The sequence below is a fragment of the Edaphocola flava genome, assembly GCF_004118155.1.
Classification (GTDB): Bacteria; Bacteroidota; Bacteroidia; order Chitinophagales; family Chitinophagaceae; genus Edaphocola; species Edaphocola flava.
In genome coordinates this window covers 1,091,779-1,113,816 of record NZ_SAIQ01000001.1, presented here as the reverse complement: position 1 = coordinate 1,113,816, position 22,038 = coordinate 1,091,779, and the positions used below count along the sequence as shown (strand labels likewise).

The 22,038-nt window shown below is 43.3% G+C and carries 18 protein-coding genes; 12 read left to right on the top strand and 6 right to left on the bottom strand.

All coding sequences use genetic code 11. The annotated features are described in order from the left end of the window. Nucleotides 1-2 precede the first annotated feature (2 nt). On the top strand, nt 3-215 hold the full coding sequence (locus tag EMP01_RS04755; RefSeq protein ID WP_129020325.1) for a hypothetical protein: 213 nt from the start codon (nt 3-5) through the stop codon (nt 213-215). Nucleotides 216-227: 12 nt separating this feature from the next. Here the strand turns inward: EMP01_RS04755 and dgt are convergent, their stop codons facing one another. From dgt to EMP01_RS15500, 3 genes are read right to left on the bottom strand one after another with little or no spacing between them, the layout of a single operon-like run. Beyond that, complete coding sequence (gene dgt, locus EMP01_RS04750) at nt 228-1,622, bottom strand: dGTP triphosphohydrolase (protein WP_237559474.1); 1,395 nt, start codon at nt 1,620-1,622, stop codon at nt 228-230. 4 nt (nt 1,623-1,626) lie between these two features. Continuing rightward, the gene (locus EMP01_RS04745; RefSeq protein ID WP_129020324.1) at nt 1,627-2,619 is read right to left on the bottom strand and encodes a transglutaminase domain-containing protein; all 993 of its coding nucleotides are present in this window, start codon (nt 2,617-2,619) and stop codon (nt 1,627-1,629) included. A gap of 24 nt (nt 2,620-2,643) precedes the next feature. Further along, a complete protein-coding gene (locus EMP01_RS15500) occupies nt 2,644-2,805 on the bottom strand; it encodes a hypothetical protein (RefSeq protein WP_161971220.1) in 162 nt (53 codons plus the stop codon). 251 nt (nt 2,806-3,056) lie between these two features. On the opposite strand from EMP01_RS15500, the gene EMP01_RS04740 reads away from it, so the two are divergent. Further along, complete coding sequence (locus EMP01_RS04740; RefSeq protein WP_129020323.1) at nt 3,057-3,515, top strand: hypothetical protein; 459 nt, start codon at nt 3,057-3,059, stop codon at nt 3,513-3,515. A gap of 113 nt (nt 3,516-3,628) precedes the next feature. Here EMP01_RS04740 and EMP01_RS04735 read toward each other — a convergent pair whose 3' ends face one another. Further along, nucleotides 3,629-4,033 carry a helix-turn-helix transcriptional regulator gene (locus EMP01_RS04735; protein ID WP_129020322.1) on the bottom strand — a complete coding sequence of 135 codons (405 nt, stop codon included), beginning with the start codon at nt 4,031-4,033 and terminating at the stop codon, nt 3,629-3,631. Nucleotides 4,034-4,184: 151 nt separating this feature from the next. On the opposite strand from EMP01_RS04735, the gene EMP01_RS04730 reads away from it, so the two are divergent. Next, nucleotides 4,185-4,457, top strand: coding sequence for a SymE family type I addiction module toxin (locus tag EMP01_RS04730; RefSeq protein ID WP_129020321.1), 273 nt, complete (start codon nt 4,185-4,187; stop codon nt 4,455-4,457). Between the two features lie 508 nt (nt 4,458-4,965). On the opposite strand, the gene htpG is transcribed toward EMP01_RS04730, so the two are convergent. Next, complete coding sequence (htpG, locus tag EMP01_RS04725; RefSeq protein WP_129020320.1) at nt 4,966-6,852, bottom strand: molecular chaperone HtpG; 1,887 nt, start codon at nt 6,850-6,852, stop codon at nt 4,966-4,968. 280 nt (nt 6,853-7,132) lie between these two features. Here htpG and EMP01_RS04720 point away from each other — a divergent pair, with 280 nt between their 5' ends. From EMP01_RS04720 to EMP01_RS04695, 6 genes are all read left to right on the top strand, one after another. Continuing rightward, nucleotides 7,133-8,800 carry a C45 family autoproteolytic acyltransferase/hydolase gene (locus EMP01_RS04720; protein WP_129020319.1) on the top strand — a complete coding sequence of 556 codons (1,668 nt, stop codon included), beginning with the start codon at nt 7,133-7,135 and terminating at the stop codon, nt 8,798-8,800. A gap of 48 nt (nt 8,801-8,848) precedes the next feature. Beyond that, the gene (locus tag EMP01_RS04715; RefSeq protein ID WP_129020318.1) at nt 8,849-10,342 is read left to right on the top strand and encodes a lipopolysaccharide biosynthesis protein; all 1,494 of its coding nucleotides are present in this window, start codon (nt 8,849-8,851) and stop codon (nt 10,340-10,342) included. 97 nt (nt 10,343-10,439) lie between these two features. Beyond that, complete coding sequence (locus tag EMP01_RS04710; RefSeq protein ID WP_129020317.1) at nt 10,440-11,435, top strand: class I SAM-dependent methyltransferase; 996 nt, start codon at nt 10,440-10,442, stop codon at nt 11,433-11,435. Nucleotides 11,436-11,542: 107 nt separating this feature from the next. Then, nucleotides 11,543-12,478, top strand: a complete 936-nt coding sequence (locus EMP01_RS04705) for a glycosyltransferase family 2 protein (RefSeq protein WP_129020316.1) — start codon at nt 11,543-11,545, stop codon at nt 12,476-12,478. 28 nt (nt 12,479-12,506) lie between these two features. Further along, nucleotides 12,507-14,615, top strand: coding sequence for an NAD-dependent DNA ligase LigA (gene ligA / locus EMP01_RS04700; RefSeq protein WP_129020315.1), 2,109 nt, complete (start codon nt 12,507-12,509; stop codon nt 14,613-14,615). Between the two features lie 193 nt (nt 14,616-14,808). Further along, entirely contained in the window at nt 14,809-16,989 is a 2,181-nt protein-coding gene (locus tag EMP01_RS04695; protein WP_161971219.1) for a carboxy terminal-processing peptidase, read from the top strand. 75 nt (nt 16,990-17,064) lie between these two features. Here EMP01_RS04695 and EMP01_RS04690 read toward each other — a convergent pair whose 3' ends face one another. After that, entirely contained in the window at nt 17,065-17,658 is a 594-nt protein-coding gene (locus tag EMP01_RS04690) for a TetR/AcrR family transcriptional regulator (protein ID WP_161971218.1), read from the bottom strand. 676 nt (nt 17,659-18,334) lie between these two features. Between EMP01_RS04690 and EMP01_RS04685 the strand changes: the two genes are divergently transcribed. The 3 genes from EMP01_RS04685 (at nt 18,335) to EMP01_RS04675 (ending at nt 21,967) form a co-directional block, all read left to right on the top strand. Then, complete coding sequence (locus EMP01_RS04685; protein ID WP_129020312.1) at nt 18,335-19,537, top strand: glycosyltransferase family 4 protein; 1,203 nt, start codon at nt 18,335-18,337, stop codon at nt 19,535-19,537. Between the two features lie 187 nt (nt 19,538-19,724). Beyond that, nucleotides 19,725-20,438, top strand: coding sequence for a tetratricopeptide repeat protein (locus EMP01_RS04680; RefSeq protein WP_129020311.1), 714 nt, complete (start codon nt 19,725-19,727; stop codon nt 20,436-20,438). A gap of 155 nt (nt 20,439-20,593) precedes the next feature. Continuing rightward, complete coding sequence (locus EMP01_RS04675) at nt 20,594-21,967, top strand: peptide MFS transporter (protein ID WP_129020310.1); 1,374 nt, start codon at nt 20,594-20,596, stop codon at nt 21,965-21,967. The last annotated feature ends 71 nt before the right edge of the window (nt 21,968-22,038 follow it).

The following is a 22,038-nucleotide window of genomic DNA, read 5'->3' as shown; positions in this document are numbered from 1 at the left end:
GTATGAAAAAATTATCCGCACTGCTTATTGTCAGCGCATGCAGCCTGTCTCAGGCTATTGCACAGGGTTGCGCAGTTTGTACCAAAACCGCCGAAGGTTTCGGTGAGAGTGCAGCGTCCAGCCTGAACACAGGTATTCTGTACCTGGCTGCTATCCCGGTAGGATTTATGGGCACTATGGCTTATTTGTGGATCAAGCGCAGCCGCCAGAAATAAGCCATAGGCTTTTTATAGTTCCTTAATCGTTATTCCCGTAATCTTCCGGAACAGGTCGATGGCGTAAAGATCCGTCATCCCTGAAATATAATCTGTAACCGACTGCAGGTTATGATATAATGATCCCATTTCCTTATCTATCGGGAACTGCGCCGGTATCAGCTGCAGCACCTTTTCCGACTTGGCATTGCCGGAAGCCAGTAGTGCTTCTACAAAAATCTCCAGTAATTTACCGATTACATTAAAACCGGCAATCTCTATCTCTACCACACTTTTCTGATTGTATATATGCCTGATCGATTGCTCATCTATCTTCTTCAGCAATGTAGTATAGCGCTCCGGCAACACATCCAGCAGGGATTGCTGTAAACCGCCGGCAAGCATTAGTGACTCCTGCTGCATAAAGGCTTCTTTGCACAGATCTATCATACGCCCTATCCATACTGCTCGCAGGTATTCTACTTTGCGGTTGGGGTCTATGATCTTGTCCAGCTTCTCCCTTACCTTATCTATGCTATTGTAGGTCTGCCCTTCGTCAAAGAATGGCAGGAACAGTTCCAGTATCTGCTGGTAGCTGATCACGCCCAGACGATGAGCATCTTCCATATCTATAATGCGGTAACAGATATCATCTGCTGCCTCGGTGAGGAATACAAATGGATGGCGGGCATACACATCTTCAAAGCCCTCGAGCTGAGGCAGAGCCAGCTGTGTAGCTATACTCTTCCAGGCATCGCGCTCGCTATCAAAGTACCCCGATTTTTTGGTGCTGATCAGCCCCGTCTTTTTATTAAAGCCTTCCAGACTGGTAGCCGGATATTTTACAATTGCGGCCAGTGTAGTCTGGGTAATGTTATAGGCCGATGAGGCTTCATTAAAGTTATGGGTAAGTATGCGAAAGGCATTGCTATTGCCCTCAAACCTGCTGAAGTCGGCCCATTGGTTGGGGCTCATATTATCTTTCAGCCTGCGCTGCGTACTATCAGCAAGGTCATTGAAGTAATGCCGGATAGCGTCTTCGCCGGAATGACCGAACGGCGGGTTGCCGATATCATGTGCCAGACATGCCGCACCGATTACCGAGGGCAGCTCATAGGTATAAAACTCTTTGCCGGCCGGGCTCAGATTATGGGTTTCTGCGATCTGCTGGCCCACAGCCTTGCCCAGGGTACGGCCTACAGAGGCGACCTCCAGGCTATGGGTAAGCCGGTTGTGTACAAATGCCGGTCCGGGCAGGGGAAAGACCTGAGTCTTGTTCTGCAGCCTGCGGAATGCCGAGGAGAAAATAATGCGATCGTAATCGCGCATAAATGAGGTGCGCAGGGTATCGCTATTGGGTGTTTTATCGCTGGCATCGTTGGGCCGGGCATCGCTGTACAGATGCGCCCATTGCATGGATTGTGGCATAAAATTATTTAATAATCGTGTTAAGATACTGAATTCCTTTGATGCAGGGCTCTTTGAGGGCCTGCACCTCTGGCAATGCAGTATTGGCTAGCAACAGCTCCTTTGCTTTGGCAAGGTAGGACTTTGCCCGTTTCAGTTGTTCATTCGTTGCCTTACTATTCCGGGCAAGATCTACACCCTGGTTGTAATAAGTGTTGATGAGGGTATTGGGATTGGCAGGATTATAGGCATAAGCAGCCTTAGCCTCTTGCATAGCTCTTGCAGCAGGTGACAGTTTCAGTGTTTGCTCTGCATAGGCAGTATAATCGACACTATTCAGCGGATGTACACTTGTATCTATAGCATCCAAACCTGCATTGGTGTATGATTGCATACTGATCGGGTTGGTCAGTAGTTGAAATGCTGGATCCATAGGAATGGCATGGGTAATATACCAGGCAGGATCGGGCATAAAATAGCGGGTATCGAGTACAGACATGAATCCGCCGCGGGGCAACATACTATGGGTCGAAGAGAACAGGTCACAGATATACCACCTGCCCTGAATTTTAACCAGGTTCCAGCTCGCATTCGGTTCTTTAAAACCCGTACCGGCCACATAGTTTTTCATTTTGCTATAGCCCAGTACACCCAAGCAGGGTATCTTCAGCTCTTTGCAGAACGCCGTCGTCAGCTCTGCATAATCTATTCCAAATGCTTTCCTGTACTTCATTACATTGTCCAGGCCTGTGGGCTGAAAGTTGCCACTATTATATTTAGCCTCATCTACCTCAAGGTAATTATTCATCCATAACATAAGCATTCTTAACTGTACCTCTCCATCTGTTGTCTGCGCGGCAATAGCTGTAGCCAGCTCTTTTACGCTCGACACCTTGCCCCATTCGCTTTTATGGGTCAGGAACATATTGGCTACGGACATGCTGGTATTATTCTCCTGCGCCGCAGCATAAGATAGTACACCACTACAGAACAAGAGACAACTTAGTAATTTTTTCATCTGTACTTTTTGAATGGCACAAAACTAATGGAAATAGTTTTTCCATGCTTCTATGCAGGTTAATGTACTCGTCATATTGATTGAAGCGAAGCGAAATGGAGACATCTCCTCTTTCTGTGGCATCGTCATGTCGACCGGAGTGGAGACATCTCCTTTTATACTTGCATTCAGGAGATTTCTCGACACCACTCCGCTGTGCTCGAAAAGACGGGAACACGCTCATCGTCATATCGACTGAAGCGAAGCGAAATGGAGATATCTCCTGATTGAAGGAAACATGGAGGAGATTTCTCGGCTACACTTCGTTGTGCTCGAAATGACGGGAACGATTGCAGGCTAGCGCACGCGCTGGGAGCGCGCGCCAGCAGGAGTTATTTAAAAAGTTTCATGTTACAACTAGACACAAAATCCTTAGTTTTAATGTATAAAAATAGAATATGGATTACAATTTAATCATTGGTATTTTAAGTTTAATTGTTGCTATTGGTGGTTACAATCTTGCAAAGAAAATAGCTAAGAAGGATTATGAAGAGAAGCCTGAAGAAGACAAACTTCATTTAACCGCTCAATTCAAAGCTACTCAAAACCTTTCCAAGCAAGTTTATAATGAGTTGAAATCTCATGTTGAAACATATAATGCATTTGATCAGTTTATGTTCCCAGGTATTACTTACCGCGCGTATCTCTCTGAGTTGGAGAAATCACACAGTGCGGATAATGGCTGCCTCTCTGACAAAACATTGGAGAAATCATTAAGTTTATGGCCTTTACCATTAATGACTATTCAGTCAATGAGTAAAAGTCTGGAAGATCAATTCCGAGCACTAACGGAAATACAAAATAGTATACGGCTCCAAAAAGAAACAATCAGATTAAATGACTCGACATCCAATTAATTGACGGTGTAAATAAGTTATTAGTGCCTAAACAAAATCCATAGATATATACACACTACTAATAAAATAGAAAAAGGAGCCTCACGGCTCCTTTATTGTTTATTAGAATATACTTACCTCTTTATCAATGCCTCTAACCTATCGATCATCTCCTTTTGCTGTTGCAGCATACGCTCATAGAGCTCAACCATTTTATCTAAAGGATTGAAGGTCGGTTGTAAATTAACTGCGTTTAATGTAGAAGTATCGTTGCTTGTAAAAGTATTCGAAATCACATTCACCGCCTGCTCTTCATCAAAGTTCTTTATGGCCTCTATGGGTAGGTGCAGTATAGCCGCTACTTGTTGTAGTACAGGTAGTTCTATAGTCTCTTTCTGCTCCAGCAGCGATACTTTTTTCTGCGTCCAGTCCTGACCCAGTTCCTGCGCCAGTACCTCTTGCTTCATGCCCAGCATCTCGCGAAAGCGTTTGAGGTTGCGGCCCTCGTGTATGTTTTTGTTCGGTGTTGTATGCGTCATAGGAATACAAATGTACGGTTTTACCTAAAAAAAATTATAGCAGTAAAGGTACAGTAATTTATGCCGGAGCAACGCATAATTTATGCCTGCCTGCATAATTTATGCTACTGTCCATAGCCTTGTTTTGTACTTAACTAAAACCCCAATACTTATGTCTGAACAGAGAAAGTCTGACCCCAATATGCACCGCATAAAGATAGGGCGTGGCCCCGGCCATCATGGCCCGCAACTGAAGATAACCGGCCACTGGCTGGTAGACTATTGCTTTGTACCCGGCCGGTACGTAACCATACTGGCCGTGCCGGGCCGGCTGGTGATCCTGCACGAAGACCATGTGCCCATAACCAATGCGCTGAAAGAGACTATGGCCTTGCTGCGCATAGAGGGCGGCCTGCCCCAGGCACCACTCTTGCAGCAGGAGTGAGGTAAGAAAAATAGCGCCAGCCCTGGTCTATACCAGGGTGGCGCTATTATAGCACAACTACCTGTGTATCTGCGGTGTATGATCAGGCGCATGGCTACAATTGTACCAAACCTGACCCAAATTGCTGAAAACCTGCTGCTGCTCATCAAGAACTACGGCGGGGCGAGCAAGGCACTTGCAAGCGCGGGGGTCTTCTATAAACAGGCCGGGCTCTGTTATGCGCGATCGCAGCTTTGGCTATTGTTCCACCGAGCTATGGTGCGGGCGCGCCGAGCTGGTGGGCACCAACCGGGCAGGTCTGGCCCGAAAGCTCCGAGCGCGGCATCGGACATACCGAGGTATGGTATGTGCGCGCGCAGCTATAGGGTAGGCCCCCCTACCTCTGAGGTAGGGGTATATGGCACGCGCCAGGGATTGCGCGCCAGCGAAGGAATTGTAAACGTCTATACACATAAAAAACCGCAGGCATAAATGCCTGCGGTCCTGTCTATAATTGATTGATGAAAGCTTACATTAAGTTTACGCTTCTCTGTACAAATGCGGTCAATGCATCGCCTGTAAGCATGCCTTGCGCAAGCAGTGCCAGGTCAAATGCCTGACGGGACAGTTGTTCTTTCTGTGCCTCGTCTTGTGTATCTACTATCTTCTGTATCAGTTTGCTGTTACCATTCACCGATACTTTATAGCTATCGGGCAGGTTGCCATAGAAGTTCATCATACCACCTCCCATTTTAGACATATCCTTCATGCGGCGCATAAACTCGTCCATAGTAATGGTCACCGGCAGATCCTCTGGGCTCATCGCTGTAACCTCTACATTCATCTGCTGGTTGTTGATGGTTTTTTCAAACAGTGCTTTTACTGATTGGGTCTGGTCTTCGTTCAGCACGCTTTCGTAATTGTGCTCTTTTTCGATCAGTTTGTCCATCACATCAGCATCTACACGCTTCATACGGGTCTTTTCCAGTTTCTGCTCCAGCTGTCCGATAAAGTGGTTGTCCAGCGGACCATCCATCAGCAGTACATCATAATCTTTCTTGGCCGCGGCCTGGATAAAGGTATTTTGTGCAGCAGGATTGGCGCTGTACAGGTACACCACTTCTCCGTTCTTATCGGTTTGCAGCGGGCTTACTTTCTCTGCATACTCCGGCAGGGTGTAATATTCATTCTTCACATTTTGCAGCAGGGCAAAATCTTTGGCTTTGTCGTTGAATTTTTCTTCAGAGATCATGCCATATTTTACAAACAGACCTATGTCTTTCCACTTCTCTTCAAAGCCTTTACGATCGTTCTTAAACATATCGGCCAGCTTCTCTGCTACTTTTTTGGTGATATAGCTGTTGATCTTTTTCACATTACCATCGGCCTGCAGGAAGCTACGGGAAACGTTGAGCGGAATATCCGGACTGTCGATCACACCATGCAGTAACATCAGGAACTCTGGTACGATGTCTTTAACCTCATCGGTAATAAATACCTGGCGGCTGAACAGTTTGATCTTATTGCGTTGCAGCTCCAGTTCGTTCTTCACTTTAGGGAAGTACAGTACACCGGTCAGGGTAAACGGATAGTCTACATTCAGGTGAATCCAGAACAGGGGCTCTTCGGAGAATGGATACAGTTCTTTGTAAAAGTTCAGGTAATCCTCATCCTTCAGTTCAGAAGGTGGCTTATTCCAGATCGGGTTACTATTGTTGATGATATTGTCTACAGTAACTTCTTTGTATTGTGGTTTGCCTTCGGCGTCCTCACCATCCGGTACGTGCTCGGTTTTGGTACCGAACTGGATAGTTATGGGCAGGAACTGACAGTATTTGTTCAGTATATTTTCGATGCGTTGCTCTTCCAGGAATTCTTCAGATTCGGCATTAATGTACAGGGTAATGGTAGTACCACGCTCGCTGCGGCTGCCTTCTGAAATCTCGAAAGAGGTACTGCCATCGCACTCCCAGCGGGCAGCTTCTGCTCCCTCGCGGTAAGACAGGGTGTCTATAACTACTTTATCGGCTACCATAAATGCAGAGTAGAATCCCAGACCAAACTTACCAATGATCTCATTGGCGTCTTTGGCATCTTTAAACTTCTCTACAAACTCTGTAGCACCGGAGAAGGCTACCTGGTTGATGTATTTTTTAATTTCTTCGGCGGTCATACCGATACCATTATCATTTATGGTAATGGTCTTCGCTTCTTTATCGACTGCAACAGAAACGTTTAGCTCACCCAGTTCTCCTTTTACTTCTCCAAGGGAGGAAAGGCGTTTTACTTTCTGACAGGCATCAACGGAGTTAGATACCAGCTCGCGCAGGAAGATCTCATTATCTGAGTATAAAAACTTCTTAATAATCGGAAAGATGTTTTCCGTATGAATAGAAATAGTGCCTTTTTCTTGCATTTTTAGTCTCTTTTTACCTGAAACAGCTCCAAATTTCGTTCCAAGAGCTGCCGATAAGACAAAATGACGCTGCTTGCGCCTAAAAGTGACATTTTAAACATTTTACCTTTATATTGTTCAGATTCAGGAGACAATACTTATACTAATATTCAGAAATATTTATTTTAAATGATACAAATGTATTGATTTCACATGCTTAACATTCTTTATAACAATTATATCGCCAAGGCTGTGCTACCTTTGTACGCATTTTCGGCTTAATTTATAAAGGATCTCTCTCATGTCTGTGGTAAAAAAAATCTTTAAGTTTTTCCTTATCTTTCTAGGTGTTCTGGTGTTACTCTCTGGTGCATTTGCTATATATGTATATAATATCGCTGACGCTACACCGCCGGTTCTGACAGAGCAGGAAAAGGTACAGATCGCGGCACCACTGGTTACCGACAGTATGACTACACTGGGCGATAACTGGATCAGCCGCAATGAGCATGGACTCTATGAGATGTATGTAAGCGGCAGTCCGTATGAGCGGGGCCTGAAAGCGGGAGCGCTGAGCAAGCAGCTGATCGTGGACCAGGAAATAGCCTTTACCAACCAGATCAAATCTATGATACCCTCTGAGGGATATCTCAAATTTCTCAAATACATTATCGGGTTTATGAACAGGGATCTTTCTGATCATATAAGCCGCGAATACAAAATGGAAATCTATGGCATCTCACAATATGCCCTGGACAGTTTTGACTGGATCGGTACCCGTTACTCCCGCATACTGAACTATCATGCAGCACATGATGTAGGTCATGCCATGCAGAACATGATGCTCGTAGGCTGTACCTCTTTCGGGGCATGGGCCAATAAGACGGAGGATAGCAGCCTGATCATCGGTCGCAATTTTGATTTCTGGGTAGGTGATGCCTTTGCCGAAAATAAGATCGTAGAATTTGTGGCTCCTGATTCGGGCTACAACTTTGCCTATATTACCTGGGGCGGCTTTATTGGGGTTGTCTCCGGCATGAATGAAAAAGGACTTACCGTAACCATAAATGCGGCACCCTCTCAGATCCCATTCGGTGCTGCTACACCGGTATCCTTGGTGGCCAGAGAGATCTTACAGTACACTAAAAATATTGATGAGGCTATACGCATCGCCAAAACACGCAAAATGTTTGTCAGCGAGAGCTTCCTGATCGGTTCTGCAATAGACAAGAAAGCAGTGGTGATTGAGAAAACGCCTAAAAAACTGGATGTATACTATCCAGTTGATAATAGCATAACCTGTACCAATCACTACCAGAGTACAGAACTGCTGAAGGAAGAATCGAACCGGGAGCAGATGAAAAACAGTGCATCTGTCTACCGTCAGAAGCGCCTCTCTCAATTGATGGAGGGTGATTACCCGCTGAATCCGACTAAAGTGGCCAATATTCTGAGAGATCAAAAAGGACTTAACAATTCCGATATTGGCCTGGGCAATGAGAAAGCGATTAACCAACTGATCGCACACCATTCTATCATTATGATGCCGGATAGCCTTCGCTTCTGGGTGAGTACCAATCCCTGGCAGCTGGGCGCTTATGTTTGCTATGATCTGAAAAAGGTTTTTGAACAGAAAGCTAAACCTAGTAAGGGTACCGTGTCTGTAGCACAGTACACCATTCCGGCAGATAGCTTCCTGAATACGAAAGAATATCAGAACTACTTATACTTCCGCCTGGTCAAAAACAAACAGGCTTTTGGCCATACAGATTATAACTTCAATCCGGATAGCCTGATGTTTGCCAACCCCAGCTATTATGATACCTATCGCATTCTCGGTGACTATTACATGCATTACCACAATAAAGCTAAAGCTGAGGAGATGTATATTATGGCACTGAAAAAGGATATAGCGACAGAAGGGGAGCGAAAAGCCATACAAAAGAAGCTGAAACAGCTTAAGAATTAATAAATCCAGTACTTTTACCTGACATAATATTTATACATTCAGTATTACATGGGAATTGTAAGAAAGCAGAGTATTTTTTCTTCTATATACATCTTTATCGGGTTTGCGCTCGGGGCGGTAAATACACTGTTGCTCTATACCAAATACCTGAATATGGACCAGTATGGTCTTACGGGTATCTTCAGAGACATATCGGTACTGTTTTCCATGCTGGCAACCTTCGGGACCAATACGGCACTGCTTAAGTTTTTTCCTTTGTACCAGGCCCGGTTGGGGCGGGAGAAGAATGACCTGCCTTTCCTGGTATTAATGGTAGGCTTGTTTGGTTGTCTGCTCATACTGTTTGGATTCCTGGCTTTTAAAGAATTGATTGTGCTGAAGTTTGGAGAGAATTCTCCTTTGCTGGTACAATACTTCAACCTGGTGATTCCGCTGACCATCTCCCTGGTGATGATGGGCCAGATGGAGGGATTTTCTTTTATGCTCAAGCGCACGGCTATCGGTAACCTGATCAAAGAGATCGGTTTTCGGCTGGTACAGACCGTAGCCATCGTGCTGTATATTTATAATATCATCAGTATTGATACCTTCTTCCTTATCTTTTCATTGATGTATGTGCCCTCGGTGATTGCTATGGTCATCCTTATTTCGTATAAGAAGGGTATTAAACTTAATTTTTACGTCAGTACGCTGACCAGAAAGATCTACCGCAAGGTGATCAGTTTCTCCCTGTTTCACTTTTCCGGGGTAGTCATCGCTGTTTTACCGTTTGCCCTTAACGGTATCCTTATAATGGGTATCAGTGAGAAAGGTCTTAAAGATGTGGGTATTTATACCATTGCCACCTTTATGGTGACGATGCTGGATGTGCCGCAAAGGGCCATGCGCGGAATCGGCAGTGCGACATATTCTGAAGCGTTCCTGCACAATGACCTGTACAAGGTAGGCCGTATGCAGAAAAATGCTTCTTTAAGTCTGCTGATCGTAGGCTTTTGTTTATTCGGACTGATTTTGCCTAATATTGAAAATATTGTTTTCTTCAGCAAAGGAAAAGACTTTCACCCGGTGATCAGCATCTTCCTGATAGTAGGTATTGCGAAGCTGGTAGAACTGTCTATGGGTATGAATGATACGCTGCTGAGCTTGTCTAAATACTGGAGAACGGACTTTTTTATTGCGACGATTATCGTAATCCTTTCCATCCCTACCAATATCCTTTTCATCAAATGGAATCCATTATTGGGTGCTGCATTTGGTCAGGCGATTATGTTGTTACTCTTCTGCCTGCTGCGTTCGGTAATGATCTGGAGGTATTTTAAGATGCAGCCATTCAGCAGTAAAACACCGCTGATCATACTGATCGGTGCGCTGGCTACTTCTGTTGCGTTTTACCTGCCGGATATGCCTAATGTCCTGGCCGATATTTTTGTAAGAGGTACTGTATTTATGGTGCTGTATATCGTACCGGTCCTCTACTTTAATATTTCCGGAGAAATGAATGATCTGCTGTTGCTGGCAAAGAAAAAAATCTGGCGCCGGTAGGCATTACCGGGAATAACAGATATTTTTTCCACAGTTTTTAAGTTGGCAATATTAATGCTTACATTTGTGCCTATTAGTCAAAAAAATATATAAATATATGCAGTGCAGATTATGTGGCGCTCCCTCTACTTTAATTGCAAAAGATCATCATGGTTATCAGGAAGGTAACACCTTTGATATATATGAATGCAAGCAGTGCAACACGAGTTTTGTGCTACCGGTAGATTTCACAACAGAAATATACCAGGCTATTTATAAAAATGCTGAATTTGTACCCGGCTATAACAGATATTACTACTATCGCAAACAAGCTAAGGCCAGTAAAGATGCCTTAAAATTCCTCGCCGATGCAGAGTCTATGTACTGGGCTGTGCAAGAGGTACTGCATAACTTTAAAGGCAAGAACATACTGGAAGTAGGCTCCGGCTTTGGCTATCTTACTTATGCCATTCATCAGAAAGGATATGATATCAGAGGTGTAGACATCTCTGCTACTGCGGTTGCAGAAGCGACCAATACTTTTGGTGCACTGTATGAATGTGCAGATGTATTTGACTTTTATAAAAACCACCTGGAAGAATATGACCTCATCATCCTTACCGAGGTGATTGAGCATCTGGAACATCCGGTTGCCTTCATGGAGTGTCTGTACAAAATGTTGAAGAAGGGTGGAAAGATCTTTGTAACTACACCCAATAAATCGGTAAGCAGCCTGAAAGATCCCTGGATGTCGGATTTACCTCCTGTACACCTTTGGTGGTTCTCAGAACAATCTGCTGCATACATTGCAAAGCAATTGAACTGTACGGTTTCGCTTGTAGACTTTACAAAGTTTAACCGCAACAATTTCATTAAACCACGCTATAAGATATTCAATGACTATGGTCATATACCGCCACGGTTAGACAGTGCCGGAGCTGTTATTGATCCTGCTCCATGGAATGGTGACCAGATAGGACCGGTAAAGGCACTGGCTCAGAAAATAGTCACCAGGATTATGACAACAAGGTTGCTGGATCCTTTACTTGCCAGACCAGCACGCCCTATCGAAAAATCGGATACCCTGGCATTTCTCCTGGAGCCCATCGGCTAACCGGAGCAGGCCATCCCTAAATTTTTTATCTGACAGTGCTGTTTTGCGGTATGGCTTCATGCCTCTGGAATCAGCCTTAATTGATCACTTCCATTATTTACATAGCAATGATGCCAGTATTAGTTTCCATTTGTATCCCCTGTTATAAAAATGCAGAGAAAGTAAAAAGACTCCTGGAAAGCATAAGGGCTCAAAGTTATACACAATTTGAAATTGTACTGACTGATGACAGCCCTGACGATACGGTAAAGGATATGGTTCTTTCCGATTTTGCAGACCTGCAGATCAGATACTTCAAAAACACACCGAGCCTGGGCTCTCCGGAAAACTGGAACAGGGCCATAGCACTGGCCAATGGGGAGTGGATCAAGATCATGCATCATGATGATTATTTTATGCATCCGCAAAGTCTCCAGCGATTCATGGACCATACCGGCTCCGGTGCATCATTTATATTTTCAGATTATACCTATATCTACCTGGAATCGGGTAAGCAAGAAGCGGCATTATTTCCGGAGAAAAGCCTGAAAGATCTGCTGCGCAATCCTATGCTCCTTAATGCGAACAATACCATCGGTAATCCGAGTGTGATACTTGTGCACCACAGCCTTAAGGAGGTATGCTATGATAAACGCTTTGTGTGGAAGGTAGATATTGAATACTATATACACCTCATCAAAAAAGGAGCCAAGCTGCAACATATCAGGGAAAACCTGATTGCAGTTGGCATGAGTGAAACGCAGATAACGAGCAGTGTAAAACTGAACCCTGATTATGAACTCCCGGAAGCCTTACTCTTACTGCAATTATACGGGTTCGATAACCTGAACAATATTGTGGTATATGATGCTTACTGGAGAATGTTCCGAAATATGCATATCTATGATATTGAGACCGTGAAGCAGTACGCAAAGGGAGACTGGGGAAAAGCGATTGAACATTTGCTCCGCAGTTTAAAGAAGTGTAACCCCGACAGGCTGAAAAAAGGCGTCTATTCAAAAGCAAAAATGCTGCAATCCTTTGTGGGCAGACCGAGACATTAATGCCGTAATATTCAGAAAAAAAGAGATTATGTACACCCAGGAAGAAGAAATAAACCTCAGCAAAACCGCACAGGATTTGCTGCAGATCAATGAAGAACAAACCGATAGTACAAACGTTCCCGATCTCAGGAAGATACTCAACTACCTGGATTGGAAATATTATGTACAGGATAGTCCGGTTCTGGCCGATGTGGAATACGATAAATTGTTCCGCATGCTGAAGCATATAGAAGCAGCGCATCCGGAACTGGTTACAGAAGACTCTCCTACACAAAGAGTGGCCAGGGGCCTGAGCTCCAGCTTTCAGACCGTTGAGCATTTTGTACCCATGCTGAGCCTGGAAAACTCTTATAATGCAGATGATCTGCGGGAGTGGGACAGGAAGTGCAAAGAATTTGCCGGAAAAGAAAAACTGGAATATACCGTAGAACCAAAATATGATGGTGCCGGTATATCTGTGTACTATGAAAATGACCGGCTGGCACGTGCCGCTACCCGTGGCGATGGTGTGCGTGGAGAGGATATTACCCTTAATGCGAAACAGATCAAATCTATTCCTTTATCTGCCCGTCTTTCTGCCAAAGGCGTATCGGCTATAGAGATCAGGGGAGAAGTGATCATTAAAAAAGAAACCTTCAAGGCCTTTAATGAACAACGTATCGCAGAGGGCTTGTCTATACTGGCCAATCCGCGCAATGCGGCCTCCGGCTCGCTGCGCATGTTGGATGCGGCTGAAGTGGCCAAACGTGGACTGCACGCTGTTTTATACCATGTCAGCTACCATACCAATACAGATAATAAAGAAGATAACGCCGTTCTGGAAAGCCACTATTCAGTATTGAACTGGCTGGACAGTATGGGCTTTGCTACACCCACACGCGATATGCTGCGCACCGATTCTATAGATGATGTGATTGCTTACTGCGATGCCTATGAAACCAAAAGGGATGAATTGCCATTTGAGATAGATGGTATGGTGGTTAAGGTAAACCATCTGTCTGATCAGGAAACGATGGGACAAACATCTCACCATCCGCGCTGGGCAATTGCCTATAAATTCAAGGCTAGACAGGCTACCAGTAAATTGCTGAAGGTAGAATACCAGGTAGGCCGTACCGGTAATATAGGTCCGGTAGCCAAAATACAACCGGTGCCTATTGGTGGTGTTACCGTTGGTTCCATTTCCCTGTTTAATGAAGATGTGATCCGGGAAAAGGATTTGAAGATAGGCGATACTGTACTCGTTGAACGTGCCGGTGATGTTATTCCTTATATCGTCAAACCACTTACCGAGCTGCGGGATGGAACAGAGACGGACATTGTGTTTCCAACAAATTGCCCGGTATGTAATGATCCATTATTCAAACCCGAAGGGGAAGCCGCATGGCGTTGTGTGAATATCAATTGTGATGCACAGGTTGTAGAACGACTGATACACTTTGCCAGCAAAGATGCGATGGATATACGCAACCTGGGCGGGGCCAACATTGCCCGCTTTTATGAACTGGGATTGCTGCGTACAGTTGAGGGCATCTATCAGTTAGATTTTGAAGCGATCGGACAACTGGATAAGTTCGGTGCAAAATCGGTGGATAATCTGAAGACAGCTATTGAAAACAGTAAAAGCCAACCGCTGCACCGCTTGATCTATGGGCTGGGTATCCGATATGTAGGAGAGACGACTGCCAAGACCCTGGCCAAAGCCGTAACCCATCTGAATGAATTTAAAGAATGGGATGAAGCGCAGCTCTGTACGCTAGAAGACATCGGACCGAAAGTAGCCAATGCTGTATTTCAGTTTTTCCGTAACGAAGACAATATTCTGCTGATCGAACACCTGGAACAGCTGGGCGTGAATGTTCAGCGCAAAACAGCTGTGAGTACCGAAAGTGCAGAAGGTGGCCTGAACGGACAGACATTCCTGTTTACCGGTACACTGAGCCATTTCAAACGCAGTGATGCAGAAGCTATGGTGGAAGCCAAAGGCGGAAAGCTGCTGAGCGGAGTAAGCAGTAAGCTGAATTACCTGGTAGTGGGTGCTGATGCCGGCTCTAAACTGGAGAAAGCAAAAAAACTCACCACCATCAATATACTGACAGAAGAGGCGTTTCTGAGCATGATGGATACCTTATCTTAGGTGCTGGGTCTCTGTCGATTATAACGTTTTCGCAAAACGAACGTTAATATAATAGTATACTCTTGGTTTTGTAGTTTTATTAACTCAATTTTAGTTTACATTTGTATACTGTTTTTTAATTATATTATCAAACTGCATTTTATCTAACAAAAAGATTCTGTTACAGGTCGTATACCCGCGTATGTTGCAATTTATGAAAAACAAGATTTTGATTCCCTCTGTAGTATGCGGAGGTTTACTGGCATTTTTATCCTTCCGTTATATCAATGCCAATGCACAGCCCCAGGGCCAGAATGCTATAATCCAGCAGACGGTTATGGCTATTATGCAGGAGGGCCACTATGCTCCGAGAGAAATTAATGACAGCTTCTCCAAAAAGGTATTCGATAAGGTTATCGAAGGGCTGGATTATGATAAGAAATTTCTGCTGCAAACTGATTATGATGAGCTGAAGAAATACCAGTTCATGATCGATGATCAGATTATGGATAATCGTACAGATTTTTTCAATCAGCTGAATGACATATTTGTAAAAAGGATAGCCGAGGCAGAGCAGTATTACAAACCTATACTGAACAAGCCGTTCAACTTTAATGAAAACGATAGCATACAACTGGATGGTGATAAGCTGAAGTTTGCAAAAAACACAGCGGATATGAAAGCCCGCTGGGAGCAGCTGCTGAAATACCGTGTACTGGCTAAGTATGTAGATCTGAAAAAAACTGAAGAGAAAAAAGCTAAAGACTCTGTAGGTTATGTAGCCAAAACCAGCGCTGTGCTGGAGGCGGAAGCCCGCGAGTCAGTGGTTAAGATGCAGGATCGCTATTTCAAACGCCTTAAAAAGCTGAATGAAAATGATCGCTTCTCTTTATATATGAATGGTCTGACCAGTGCTGAAGATCCGCACTCAGATTTCTTCCCGCCGGAAGATCGCAAGCGTTTTGATGAAGCGATGTCTGGTAACTTTATCGGTATCGGTGCACAATTACAGGCGCAGGATGATGGAAAGATCAAAGTACAGATGATCATTACCGGTAGCCCTAGCTGGCAGCAAGGCCAATTGAAAAGCGGTGATATTATCGAAAAAGTAGAGGGAGAGACGGGACCTGTAGATATCGAAGGGTACGAAATAGAAGATGTGGTAAAACTGATCCGTGGTAAAGCTGGTACTGTCGTAAAAATGCACGTAAAGCATGAAGATGGTACGAAACAGATTATCCCGATCGTGCGCGGAAAAGTAGAAATGGAAGATACCTATGCCAAGTCATCTGTTATAGAGAGTAATGGTAAACGTATCGGGTATATCTACTTACCGGAGTTCTATACCAACTTTACCGGAAATGGTGATCGTACCAGCGGTAAAGATGTGGAGAATGAAGTGATCAGACTGAAAGAAGAAGGTGTAGACGGTATTGTTCTGGATCTGCGTAATAATGGTGGTGGTTCTCTGAGCGATGTGGTGGACATGGCAGGTATATTTATCGGCAAAGGCCCAGTAGTACAGGTAAGAGGTCGTGGCGATAATGTCATGACATTAAAAAGCCGCCAATCTGAACCGGTATACACAGGACCCCTGGCCATCATGGTAAACGGCGGTTCGGCATCTGCTTCTGAAATTCTGGCTGCAGCAATGCAGGATTATGGCAGGGCTGTAATTATCGGTGCCAACACTTTTGGTAAAGGTACGGTGCAGAAACTGGTTCCGCTGGATCCGTTTGTATCTCCTGAGGCGCGTAAGAGTATTATTGATTCCTGGATCGCTGCTAAAAACGGTGATGCTAAATTTGAAGGAATAGGTTCTCTGAAATTAACGATTCAGAAATTCTATCGTATCAATGGTGGTTCTACCCAATTAAAAGGAGTAACTCCGGACATCCTGTTACCAGATGTGTATGAAGGACTGGATGATATGGGTGAGCGTAAAAATCCTTCTGCATTGGCATGGGATAAGATTAAAGAATCTGACTACAGCAAAACAAACAGTATACCTAACCTGGCAGCAATGATCGGGGATAGTAAAAAGAGAACCAGTACCAGCGAAACGTTTAACCTGGTAAAACAAACAGGTGCCCGCTTAAAATCGCAGCAGGACCATAATGTATACCCTCTGAATGAGGCCAAATACATGGCGAAAATTGCAGAAGGCGAGGCTATCAATAAAAAACTGGATCAGATTGACAGTGCTAAAACCAAACTGGTGGTTATGAACCTGAAGGCTGACCTGGAAAAAGTAAATGTGGATACCAGCTCTAAAGAGAAAAATAAAAAATGGATTGATGCTCTTAAAAAAGACGCTTACCTGAACGAAACGGTAAATGTGCTGAATGAGTGGATCAAAGTGGTGGCGATGAAACCAACTACTTCCAACAAATAAGACTTCTGTTCTTATCTATAAAAGATACGGGCTGCACAATATTGTGCAGCCCGTATCTTTTAGTATAATATATCTTTAGCGTAATCCTTTACATAAAATTTCTACCAGCATAGAAAGGTTTACCTTAAATGTACTGAACTTGTTCTGCAGGAAAACTTCCTGTTCAAAACTGCGCAGTGCAGTAGTCAGCACTCTCGACAGGAAAGTAATATCACGTTCCTTGCCGGTATTAATTTCTTTCTGTTCAATAGCCCATTCCAGTATTCTTCTTAATACACTGGCTTCTGCCTCTACCTGCATTTTAGAGATTTCATAAAACACGTCTTCATGGGCTTTTATCTCCTCGGCAAGTGAGCTATAGGCAACCAGCAATTCATTGGCACAATCTGCTTTTTTACTGTAGTAGTCAATAAGATTATCCTGTATGCTTTTTCCTTTGATTACTTCCAGTTCTGCCAGTTGCATAATCTGTTTAAACTCGGTGAAGGCAATGAGTTCAAATACTTCTTTCTTATTTTTAAAATAGTGGTACAGTGTACTCCTGCTTTTCCCTAAAGCCTTGGCAATATCATCCATAGATACTTTATTGTATCCATACTTTATAAAAACAGATTTCGCAGCAACCAGTATCTGCTGTTTCATTTTTTCATATTCAGAAATCGTTTCCATATCGACAAATATAATCATTTTGTCGAACATGTAATTATATAATCGGGAATAAGCATTGGATTAACCAAAAGATAATAAATTATATAAATTGATTATCCGCATGTAGTCAACTATTTTATTCGTCCTTTTGTCCGGCAACAAAAGGACCAAAAGTGCCTTTGTTTTCATCAAGGCGATTGCAAAGCACCGCCATTTTGTACCGTTGCGTGCATTGATCGTCTGAGCTTAACGTGTGGTGCGTTCGGTGCTCAACGATCGCAGCTCCACTCCAAAATGGCTATCGCTGTGATAAAAACAATAAGCGATCCGTACTGTACAGATCGCTCAAAATGGCCTTATAAATCCGGCGTCAAGAAAATCATTGGCTCGGTCGATAATTCGGAAACCACTGTCTGAGCGAAGCGAGTCTGGTTTGCGACCGACCGGCACATTGATTTTTAGCCAGGGATTTATACAGCCTTGATTTTTTGGCGCTACCTTTTGCCTTGATGCAAAAGGTAGCAATAGATATATAAGCTACATAAATCATAATACTAGACTTTGTTTCCTTAAAGCGGATACTCAGTTTTATAATTAGCCTGGCTGGCAGCATCTAAATGGATATCTGGCCAGAAAAACATATTGTTACCGTCTTTTTTTATATTTGCTATCCTAACATTTTACAAAAACGCGTGCCATGCCACTTTATCCCTGGATTCAATTAAAAAGATACATCGAACAGGTAATTATGTTTCCGTTCGTGCTGGCCGGCAAACTGGTTGCGCGGCTGAATCCACTCCCGGAAAAAGAGTATGATCTATTTTGTTTCTTTCCTATTTACGGACTGGGGGGCGCCGAAAAAGTACATGCTTCGGTACTGCGGGCGGTGCCGGATAAAAAAGTAATCGTGTTTTTTACCCGTAAGTCAGACGAGGTGGAAATGAAACGCTTTTTCACCCTTCCACATGTTACGATAAAAGACATCAGCCGGTACACGGACAATAAATGGCTTTACGCATTCAATTTTCTTTACCGGGGCATATGTGCACAATACATCAATCAGCAGGATCATGCACCGGCTGTCTTTAATGGTCAGTGCAATTTTGCTTATAAATTATTCCCGCACATTCGTAAAAACATTCTAAAGACTGAATTGATCCATAATGCCGAAAAGCGTTTCGGCTGGATTACGTTCCCCTACATTCCTGTCATAGATAAGCGGGCAATGATTACACAATTGATCATTGACCAGCATATTAATTATTACCGTGAGCTGGGCATTCCTTCGTTGTATGACAGTCGCATCACACAGATTCAAAATACGGTGCCGGTACCGAAGCAATACACTGTCCATTCTCCCGGCGATACTTTAAAAGTATACTATGCCGGCCGCAGCGGATGGCCTAAAAGGTTACACCTGATTTTGGAAATCGCAAGAAAGGCTTTGGCCGCTCAATTACCGATTGAATTTCATTTTGCCGGCAATTTTGAATCTGAGATCCCTGCAGACATACGACCACATATACACTGGCACGGACTCATTACTGATGAAAAATCGATGTATGATCTACACAAACAGATGGATGTACTTATTATGACTTCGGCTTTTGAAGGTTTCCCATTAAGCATTATGGAGGCTATGAGCTGTGGTGTCGCTATTGTATCTACTGCGGTAGATGGCATACGGGGAAATATTATTGATGGGGTGGCAGGTCTGTTGATACATGAAACAGAAGAAGAGGCTATTGTAACATCCGGGCTGGAAAAACTAAAAAGATTATCGGCCGACCGGGAATTATTGCAGCAGATATCCCGTAATAATTATGAATATGCAGTAACACATTTCAGCGAAGCAAAATTCAACAAGGCCTACAGAGACTTATTTAATTTTAAAGATTAACTATAGACATCGGCATCATGAAAGGGAAGCAGAGGATTAGGTAAGCTTATAACTGTTTGATAATCATATTAATTATCTAAATATTTTCCTATTCTCCAGAAAACTTTAAACAAGTACGGGCATACATTTGACAATTATATAAATTTAATATAAATTTGCCCCACTTAAAATTATATATAATTCAATAATGGCTCAATCATCTAGAAATAAACCTGGCGTAGAAGTGTTTGGAGAGAACGATAGCAAGATGAAAGCAACAGATGTAGCTTTTGTGATGCAGAACTCTTTTGATAAAAATAAAAAAGTGATTATTGGTGCAGTAGTTGCTGTACTGGTGCTGGTAGGCGGTTACTTTGGTTATAAATATCTGGTACAGGCTCCGGGAGAAGAGAAAGCAATGAAAGACCTTTCTTATGTACAAAAGTGGTTCGAAGTGGATTCGGTAAACTCTGTACTGAAAGGAGATGGTCAGCATCCAAGTGCATTAACCGTAATTAAGAAACACAGTGGTACTAAAGCAGCTAACCTGGCTAAATATTACGCGGGTATCAGCTATCTGAAAACCGGTGATGTTAATAACGCAATTAAGTATCTGAGCGAGTTTAATGGTGAAGGTACTGTAGTAGCTAATCTGGCTCAGGGTGCATTAGGTGATGCATATATGGATGCCGGTAAAACAGATAAAGGTATCGAAAGCTACAAAAAAGCAGCTTCTAACGAAAACGATCAGTACACTTCAGCTTTATATACTTTCCGTGCAGGTCTGGCCAGCGAGAAAGCAGGTAAATTAGAAGATGCTAAGAAATTCTACAAAGAGATTAAGGAGAAATTCCCGAACACATTACAGGCACGCGACGTAGACAAGTACCTGGCCCGTTTAGGCGAAATTTCTATTGACTAATATTATTTATTATTATAGCGCATCCCCCAGGGTTAGAACCTGGGGGATTTTTATTTGACATGGTTAAACTTCGGCCAATATTTTAACTCTATGTAAAGAAATTTGCATACCTTAGTCAGCCAAAATTAAAAATTTAACAATTATCTAATTCAAAGATGGATCAAGCAATTCAAGCAAAAAAAGGGCATCCTAAAGGATTGTATCTGCTGTTCTTCACAGAAATGTGGGAACGCTTTTCGTATTATGGAATGCGCGGCATTTTAATGCTCTACTTAACCAAATCCCTTTTCCAGGGCGGTTTGGCAATCGACCCTAAAGACGCCAGTCTTATTTATGGCTTCTTTACCGGTTTTGTATACTTCACCCCTCTGATCGGAGGCTGGCTGGCAGATACTTACCTGGGTCAGCGTAAAGCCATCACGATCGGTGGTACGATTATGATGCTGGGGCAGTTTGTCCTTTTCGCCATGAGCAACCATACTGGTATGTACCTTGGTCTATTCCTTCTTATCATAGGTAACGGGTTCTTTAAACCGAACATATCCACATTAGTGGGTGGTTTATACCAGGATGGAGATAAAAGAAGAGATTCAGCATTCTCTATCTTCTATATGGGTATCAACCTTGGTGCCTTCCTGGCTCCACTGGTAATCGGTTTACTGACTGATAATATCTTTGCTACCAAGGATGCTGCCGGAACGGTTATCTCTTATGGTTATAAATATGGCTTCCTGGCTTCAGGTGTAGGTATGTTATTAGGCCAGATCATTTTCAACATGCTGGCGGCAAAATACCTGGGTAACCTGGGTCTGAAACCGACTACTAAAAAAGCAAATACAGAAATTGAAGGCGTAAAAAGCAATGCTCCGATGACCAAGGAGGAAAAGCAAAGAATCACTGTTATTTTTGTGTTCTTCTTCTTTGCAATCTTCTTCTTCGCCGGTTTCGAGCAGGCGGGTTCTTCTCTTACTTTATATACAGATAAGTTTATTAACCGTAATGTATTCGGATTTGAAATCCCTACTTCATGGTTCCAGAGTGTAAACCCTGTATTCATTGTATTACTGGCACCTGTATTCGCAGTATTCTGGGAAAGCAGAATGGGTCAGAAATTATCTACTCCTCTGAAAATGGGTTTAGGTATGGTTATTCTGGGTATCGGTTTCTGGTTCATGCTGGGTGCAGTACAGGAAAGAGGTGGCGATATTCCTAATGAAGCCATTAAAGCAAGCATCTGGTGGCTTATCTTAACCTACCTGGTACATACTATCGGTGAGCTGTGTTTGTCTCCTGTAGGGCTATCTGTAGTAACCAAATTATCACCTCCTAAGCTGGCTTCATTGCTGATGGGTGTTTGGTTATTATCTTCTTTCGTAGCAAACATCGTTGGTGGATTCCTCGCTTCTTCTGTAGAAACATTGGGTGCAGGTAAGATATTCCTGTATATCTCTATATTCGTAATCATCTGCGGACTGGCTATGATCGCCTTAAATAAAGTTCTGGTGAGAATGATGCACGGCGTCAAATAATAAGAAAAATTACATACTTTTAAAGTCTCTAACTCTGGTTAGAGACTTTTTATTTTCATGAATACTAAATC